Source organism: Microvirga sp. P5_D2, from assembly GCF_054049475.1.
This window is the reverse complement of sequence record NZ_JBFUMH010000259.1, coordinates 1-4,937: the sequence shown is the minus strand read 5'-3', so window position 1 is coordinate 4,937 and position 4,937 is coordinate 1. Positions and strand designations below refer to the sequence as shown.

Annotated in this window: 5 protein-coding genes; all 5 read left to right on the top strand. The window is 62.1% G+C overall.

Annotated features, from left to right (window positions below; translation table 11 throughout):
• Positions 1–816: glycine--tRNA ligase subunit beta (locus ACXJKO_RS29830; RefSeq protein WP_457094642.1), on the top strand; the 816-nt coding region annotated here is incomplete at its 5' end.
• A 96-nt stretch (positions 817–912) separates the two neighbouring features.
• Positions 913–1,563 (top strand): L,D-transpeptidase, encoded by a 651-nt coding sequence (locus ACXJKO_RS29825; protein ID WP_457094641.1) that lies wholly within the window; start codon positions 913–915, stop codon positions 1,561–1,563.
• A 227-nt stretch (positions 1,564–1,790) separates the two neighbouring features.
• Positions 1,791–4,469 (top strand): pyruvate, phosphate dikinase, encoded by a 2,679-nt coding sequence (ppdK, locus tag ACXJKO_RS29820; RefSeq protein WP_457094640.1) that lies wholly within the window; start codon positions 1,791–1,793, stop codon positions 4,467–4,469.
• A gap of 8 nt (positions 4,470–4,477) precedes the next feature.
• Positions 4,478–4,744 (top strand): hypothetical protein, encoded by a 267-nt coding sequence (locus ACXJKO_RS29815; protein ID WP_457094639.1) that lies wholly within the window; start codon positions 4,478–4,480, stop codon positions 4,742–4,744.
• 27 nt (positions 4,745–4,771) lie between these two features.
• A partial coding sequence (locus ACXJKO_RS29810; protein WP_457094643.1) for a GFA family protein occupies positions 4,772–4,937 on the top strand: 166 nt, incomplete at its 3' end.

Sequence of the window (4,937 nt, the reverse complement as noted above, 5' to 3'; positions counted from 1 at the left end):
CCTTACGCGCTGCGTCGTGCGGCTTTGGGCGTGATTAGGTTGGTGCTTGAAAACAATATCAAGCTTCCGCTGATTTCTCTGCTCGCGAAGCCATTTGCACGAGATGCGAAGGATGCTCTCTTCGAGGACTTCCTGAAGGTCAAAAAACTCGTCGAAGCTATCGAGGATAGTGCTTTCGCCTCGATCGTTGCGCACCCCACCATTCCAGACCTGGAATTTATTTTCCGGGAACGGCACTTGGCGAATGCCGAGAAGCTGGCGCGGATCATGTATGCGCGCGCGCTCGATCTCCTCGCCTTCTTCGCCGACCGCTTGAAGGTGTATCTCCGCGATCAGGGCGCGCGTCATGATCTTATCGACGCCGTATTCGCGCTCGAAGGGCAGGACGATCTCCTCTCGGCCGTCCGCCGCGTGGAGGCGCTCGGACGCTTCCTCGATACCGAGGATGGCGCGAATCTGCTCGCCGGTTATCGCCGCGCGGCGAACATCCTGCGCATCGAGGAGAAGAAGGATGGGCGGTCCTATAACGAGGCTCCCGATCTCGAAATCGTGAACAGCCAAGGTCTGATCGAGGAGAAGGCGCTGGCCGTCGTTCTCCACGGGGCGAAGGACGAAGCGCGAGAGGCGGTCGGATCGGAGGATTTCGAGGGGGCGATGCGCGCTTTGTCGCGCCTGCGCCAGCCTGTCGATGCGTTTTTCGACAAGGTGACTGTGAATGCGGAAGATCCGGCCCTTCGCGCCAACCGCTTGCGGCTTCTCAACGATATCCGTGAGGCGACCCGCACGGTGGCGGATTTCTCCCGGATCGAAGGGTAATAGAGTTAATTCCCATTAAGGTGTTGCATGGGGGGCACAGCCAAAGGCCCCTCATGGTTCTAGGTAGGCGGCAACACCTTACTTGGTAGATTCACGATGATCCGTCGCCTGCTTCTCGGCGCTCTCTTGAGCGCTTCTCTCGCCGCCTGCCAAACCGCCCAGCAGCCCGCCCCGACCGTCCAGGCCGCGGTCGATGAGGATGCCGCTTGGTATATCGGCTCCATGCCCGACAAGCCGTTCGACGTGCCGCTGGTCGACCGCAGGCTGATGGAGGCGAAATACGCCAAGCAGACCGTTACTTATGAAGGCTCCGAAAAGCCCGGCTCCATCGTGGTCGATATCGACGAGCGCATGCTCTACCTCGTGCAGCCAGACAAGAAGGCGATTCGCTACGGCGTCGGCGTCGGCAAGCAGGGCTTCTCTTGGAAGGGTGTGGCCTCCGTCGGCCGCAAGGGCGTGTGGCCGTCCTGGCGTCCTACCAGCACCATGAAGGGTATCAACCCCAACCTGCCGGAGCACCGCGAGGCCGGTCTCGACAATCCGCTCGGCGCCCGCGCGCTCTATCTCTACCAGAACGGCCAGGACATCCTGTTCCGCATTCACGGCACCAACGAGCCCTGGAGCATCGGCGATCAGGTCTCCTCAGGCTGCGTGCGCATGCYCAACGAGGACGTGGTCGATCTCTACGAGCGCGTTCCCACCGGCACCACGGTCTACGTGAAACGCAACGGACGCTACCGCGTCTGATACGGGATTACAGGATTTGAAAAATGGCCGGGCATGTCCCGGCCATTTTTATTGCTGAATGGTGTTCCTGCCGTAGATGGAAGAGGGCGCTTACCCTATCTTGACCCCATTGGTTACTCCTTACGCAACTTAGGAACCTTGGCCGTTCAGGTTGCGTTTTGGTGCCATATGCTTCAAGCCAACATCTGCGCTGCAGCAGGGCGTTTTTTGAGCCAAGGGGTCTAGCGATGACGCAGTGGGTTTACACCTTCGGTGACGGTAAGGCCGAAGGCCAGGCAGGAATGAAGAACCTGCTCGGTGGCAAGGGGGCGAACCTTGCCGAAATGTCCAATCTCGGACTGCCGGTTCCTCCGGGCTTCACCATCACCACGGAAGTCTGCACCTATTATTACGATCACGGCAATTCCTATCCGCAGGAATTGAAAACCCAGGTCGAGAACGCTCTGGCCTATATCGGCAAGCTGACGGGCCGCACCTTCGGCGATGCGGAAAACCCGCTTCTCGTCTCCGTCCGCTCCGGCGCCCGCGCGTCGATGCCGGGCATGATGGACACGGTGCTCAATCTCGGCCTCAACGACGTGACCGTTCAGGCTCTCGCCAAGGGCGCGGGCGACGAGCGCTTCGCCTACGACTCCTATCGCCGCTTCATCACCATGTATTCCAATGTGGTGCTCGACCTGTCCCACCATCACTTCGAGGAAGTGCTGGACGAGTTCAAGGACCGCAGGGGCTATACCCTCGACACGGATCTCACGGCGGACGATTGGAAGTCCCTGATCCCGCGCTACAAGGCGTTGGTCGAGAAGGAACTCGGCAAGCCGTTCCCGCAGGAGCCGCATGAGCAGCTCTGGGGCGCCATCGGCGCCGTGTTCGGCTCCTGGATGAACAACCGCGCCATCAAGTACCGTGAGCTGCATGCCATCCCCGCGAGCTGGGGAACGGCGGTGAACGTGCAGGCCATGGTGTTCGGCAACATGGGCGAGACCTCCGCCACCGGCGTCGCCTTCACCCGCAATCCCTCCACCGGCGAGAGCGAACTCTATGGCGAGTTCCTCATCAACGCGCAGGGCGAGGATGTGGTGGCCGGCATCCGCACACCGCAGGACATCACCGAGAAAGCACGCATCGCATCGGGCTCCAACAAGCCTTCGATGGAAGGCGAGATGCCCGAGGCCTACAACGAACTCGTGCGCATCTACGGCATTCTCGAAAAACATTACCGTGACATGCAGGACATGGAATTCACGGTAGAGACGGGCAAGCTCTGGATGCTCCAGACCCGCAACGGAAAGCGCACCGCGAAGGCGGCCCTGCGCATCGCCGTGGAGCTCGCCTCCGAGGGCCTGATCACGCAGGAAGAGGCGGTGACCCGCGTCGAGCCCGCAGCCCTCGACCAGCTCTTGCATCCCACCATCGATCCGAAGGCCGAGCGCAAGATTATCGCGACCGGACTGCCCGCATCGCCAGGCGCGGCTAGCGGAGAGATCGTGTTCAACTCCGACGATGCGGAGGCCGCCAAGAAGGCGGGCCGCAAGGTCATTCTCGTGCGCGTCGAAACCTCGCCCGAGGACATTCACGGCATGCATGCGGCCGAGGGTATTCTCACCACACGCGGTGGGATGACCTCTCACGCGGCGGTGGTCGCGCGCGGCATGGGCAAGCCCTGCGTGTCCGGCGCGGGCTCGATCCGCGTGGACTACGCCAAGCAGACCATGACGATTGCGGGCCAGACATTCGCTAAGGGCGAAGTCCTCACCATCGACGGCTCGAACGGCCAAGTGCTGCTCGGCCAGGTGAAAATGCTTGAGCCCGAATTGTCGGGCGAGTTCGCAACCCTCATGGGCTGGGCCGACAAGGTGCGCCACATGAAGGTGCGCGCCAATGCGGAAACGCCTCTCGATGCGAAGACCGCGCGCAATTTCGGTGCCGAAGGCATTGGGCTTTGCCGCACGGAGCACATGTTCTTCGAAGGCGACCGCATCGTCGCAGTGCGCGAGATGATCCTTGCCGATGACGAGGCGGGACGTCGCGCGGCGCTCAGCAAACTGCTCCCCATGCAGCGCAAGGACTTCGTCGAGCTGTTCACGATCATGAGCGGCTTGCCGGTCACGATCCGCCTGCTCGATCCACCGCTGCATGAGTTCCTGCCGCATTCGGAAGAAGAGATGCAGGAAGTCGCGAAAGCGATGAACACTTCCGTCGAGAAGCTGAAGCGCCGCGCGGTGGAGCTGCACGAGTTCAACCCGATGCTCGGCTTCCGCGGTTGCCGCTTGGCGGTGGCCTATCCGGAAATCGCCGAGATGCAGGCGCGCGCCATCTTCGAGGCGGCGGTGGAAGCCGGCAAGACCACGGGCCAGCCGGTGGTGCCGGAGGTCATGGTGCCGCTCGTCATGGCGAAGGCCGAACTCGACCTTGTGAAGGAGCGCATCGTCGCCATGGCCGAGGCCGTTGCGAAGGAAAGCGGCGTGAAGGTCGAGTATCAGGTCGGCACGATGATCGAGCTGCCGCGCGCGGCGTTGCGTGCGGGCGAGATCGCGGAATCGGCGGAGTTCTTCTCCTTCGGCACCAACGATCTCACGCAGACCACGCTCGGCATCTCGCGCGATGATGCGGCGTCGTTCCTGGGGCCGTACACGCAGAAGGGCCTGCTGCCCGCCGATCCGTTCGTCACCATAGACCAGGAAGGCGTGGGCGAACTGGTGAAGCTCGCGGTCGAGCGCGGCAAGAAGACCAGGCCTAACATCAAGCTCGGCATCTGCGGCGAGCACGGCGGCGATCCGGCTTCGATCCACTTCTGCCAGGAGACGGGCCTCGACTACGTGTCCTGCTCGCCTTATCGCGTCCCGATTGCCCGCCTTGCCGCCGCACAGGCGGCGCTCGGCAATAAGGCCGTGAGCCAGGCTTGATCACGCGCATGACGTTGTCGAGAAGCCGTCTACTTTACATCGGTACGGTGCTGGTCTCCGGCATCGTGATCGGTTTCGTCATGCTGCAACGCCCCGAATGGCAGCAGATGGCCGTGCCGCCCGCGGCATGGCCGTTTGCGGTTTCCCTGATCCTGGATATGATTATCGGCCAGATGGCGGCCCAGGGGAGGGTGGAACCGCTCTCCATGGGCGACAGGTTCGTGGCCGTGATCGGCGCGGGCCTGATCGTGACGGTCATGACCGCGCTCGGTTAACGAGAGCGGCAATCGGGGGATTGAGGAATGACGCTGCACAAGGGTTCTTGCCATTGCGGCAAGGTGGTGATCGAGGTCGAAGCGGATCTTGATCAGGTGATCGAGTGCAATTGCTCGATCTGCAGCCGCAAAGGCTACCTCCTGTCCTTCGCACCGCGCGCGGCGATGCGGGTGATTCAGGGCGAAGACAACC

Coding starts and splice junctions, on each gene's coding strand:
- ACXJKO_RS29815 (WP_457094639.1), top strand. CDS start 4,478: ATGACGTTGTCGAGAAGCCGTCTACTTTACATCGGTACGGTGCTGGTC.
- ppdK (WP_457094640.1), top strand. CDS start 1,791: ATGACGCAGTGGGTTTACACCTTCGGTGACGGTAAGGCCGAAGGCCAG.